We start from the raw sequence: 2,614 nt of genomic DNA, 5'->3' as shown, positions 1-2,614 counted from the left end.
CCCCGGGACGGGGCGGGCCGTCACAGGTGCCGAACCTCAGATGTGGCTCACGAGTGGTTGCCCGGCCGGGGCGGCCCCGGCAGGATCGTTCCCACCCGTTGACTTTTGTTCACAACATGCCGTGACGCGCACCCCACGAGGCGGCCCCACCCGTACCGGGAAGCCCTCCCCGCCACCGCCCCGTACCATGGGATAGAGCCGTGGCGCGTCCGCCCCGGCAGGGCGTACGCCGAAAACGCCGCATCCCACGATCGAGAGAAGCGCTAGCCAGCATGCCCACGCGCCACGACATCCGTAACGTCGCCATCGTCGCCCACGTCGACCATGGCAAGACCACCCTGGTCGACGCCATGCTGAAGCAGGCCGGAGCCTTCGCGGCGCACCAGCAGGTCGACGACCGTGTGATGGACTCGAACGACCTGGAGCGTGAGAAGGGCATCACGATCCTCGCCAAGAACACGGCGGTCAAGTACCACCCGAAGGCCGGCGGGGCGCCCATCACGATCAACATCATCGACACCCCCGGCCACGCCGACTTCGGCGGTGAGGTCGAGCGCGGTCTGTCCATGGTCGACGCCGTGGTGCTGCTGGTGGACGCCTCCGAGGGCCCGCTCCCGCAGACACGTTTCGTCCTGCGCAAGGCCCTCCAGGCGCGGATGCCCGTGATCCTGTGCATCAACAAGACGGACCGTCCCGACTCCCGGATCGACGAGGTCGTCAACGAGACCTACGACCTCTTCCTCGACCTGGACGCCGACGAGGACCAGATCGAGTTCCCGATCGTCTACGCCTGCGCCCGTGACGGCGTCGCCTCCCTGACCAAGCCCGCCGACGGCACCGTCCCCGCCGACAGCGACAGCCTGGAGCCGTTCTTCACCACCCTGCTGGAGCACGTCCCGGCCCCCGAGTACGACGAGACCGCGCCGCTCCAGGCCCATGTCACCAACCTGGACGCCGACAACTTCCTCGGCCGTATCGCGCTGCTCCGCGTCGAGCAGGGCGAACTCCGCAAGGGCCAGACCGTCGCCTGGATCAAGCGCGACGGTTCGACGCAGAGCGTGCGCATCACCGAGCTGATGATGACCGAGGCGCTCACCCGCAAGCCCGCCGAGGTCGCGGGCCCCGGTGACATCTGCGCCGTCGCGGGCATCCCCGAGATCATGATCGGCGAGACCCTGGCCGACCCGGAGAACCCGATCGCGCTGCCGCTGATCACGGTCGACGAGCCCGCGATCTCCATGACGATCGGCACCAACACCTCCCCGCTGGTCGGCCGCGGCGGCACCGGCAAGGGCGCCGAGGCCAAGGCGGCGGTCAAGGACCGCAAGGTCACCGCCCGCCAGGTCAAGGACCGCCTCGACCGCGAGCTGATCGGTAACGTCTCCCTGCGCGTGCTGGACACCGAGCGCCCCGACGCCTGGGAGGTGCAGGGCCGCGGCGAGCTGGCGCTGGCCATCCTGGTCGAGCAGATGCGCCGTGAGGGCTTCGAGCTGACCATCGGCAAGCCCCAGGTGGTCACCAAGGACGTCGACGGCAAGGTCCACGAGCCCGTCGAGCGCATGACGATCGACGTGCCCGAGGAGCACATGGGCGCCGTCACCCAGCTCATGGGCGTCCGCAAGGGCCGCATGGACAACATGTCCAACCACGGCTCCGGCTGGGTCCGCATGGAGTTCGTCGTCCCGTCCCGCGGCCTGATCGGCTTCCGTACGGAGTTCCTCACCAACACCCGGGGCACGGGCATCGCCCACTCCATCCACGAGGGCCACGAGCCCTGGTTCGGCACCCTGACCACCCGGAACAACGGCTCCCTGGTCGCCGACCGCTCCGGCGCCGTCACCGCCTTCGCGATGACCAACCTCCAGGAGCGCGGTGTCCTCTTCGTGGACCCGGGCACCGAGGTCTACGAGGGCATGATCGTCGGCGAGAACTCCCGCTCCGACGACATGGACGTCAACATCACCAAGGAGAAGAAGCTCACCAACATGCGCTCCTCCTCCGCCGACTCCTTCGAGGCGATCGTGCCGCCGCGCAAGCTCTCGCTGGAGCAGTCGCTGGAGTTCTGCCGCGACGACGAGTGCGTCGAGGTCACCCCGGAGGCCGTCCGTATCCGCAAGGTGAACCTGGACGCCCGCGAGCGCGCCCGCGCCGCCTCGCGCGCCAAGCACGGCTGATTTTTTGAGCGGCTGCTCGCCTCCGGGGCGCTTTAGTCGAGATTCTCAGGATCGACGTGCTCGATCGCTCGTACCTCGCGATCTCCGCGCGACTCACCTGAGAACTCGACGCGCCCCTTCGGCTCGCAGCCGACCTCGGGTGGAGCGAGTCCCTGCACGGAGCTAATCACCGGCACAGCACCCTGGTGTGACCCGGTGGTGGGGCTCTCACGGAAGCGCTCGGGGTGCAGCCCTCTCGTGGGACCCCGGGGGCCGAAGCTCTACGGCGGAACCCACGACGGCCCTGAGATGACGCCCTCCCAGGGGAAGGCGTCCGGGCGGTCTCCAGCGGTCGGGCCGGATGGATCAGGTCCCGCCCGCGCAGCCGGGGTGCCGCGCGGCACCCAAACCCCCCTCGGTGACTTTGGCCGAGAACGGCCCGGCCGGCCCCTCCTCAGGGG

1 protein-coding gene is annotated in these 2,614 nt (G+C 69.3%); it reads left to right on the top strand.

Annotated elements, in window-relative coordinates; genetic code table 11:
- Positions 1 to 272 precede the first annotated feature (272 nt).
- Positions 273 to 2,174 carry a translational GTPase TypA gene (gene typA / locus ACFVIM_RS34550; protein WP_384310188.1) on the top strand — a complete coding sequence of 634 codons (1,902 nt, stop codon included), beginning with the start codon at positions 273 to 275 and terminating at the stop codon, positions 2,172 to 2,174.
- Positions 2,175 to 2,614: the final 440 nt, after the last annotated feature.

The organism is Streptomyces sp. NPDC057638 (genome assembly GCF_042800315.1).
Classification (GTDB): domain Bacteria; phylum Actinomycetota; class Actinomycetes; order Streptomycetales; family Streptomycetaceae; genus Streptomyces.
Note: the sequence above shows the minus strand (reverse complement) of the source record. Positions and strands in the feature narration are given on the sequence as shown.

Bases quoted from the DNA above. Each gene is read 5' to 3' on its own strand.
- typA (WP_384310188.1), top strand. From the start codon at position 273: ATGCCCACGCGCCACGACATCCGTAACGTCGCCATCGTCGCCCACGTC.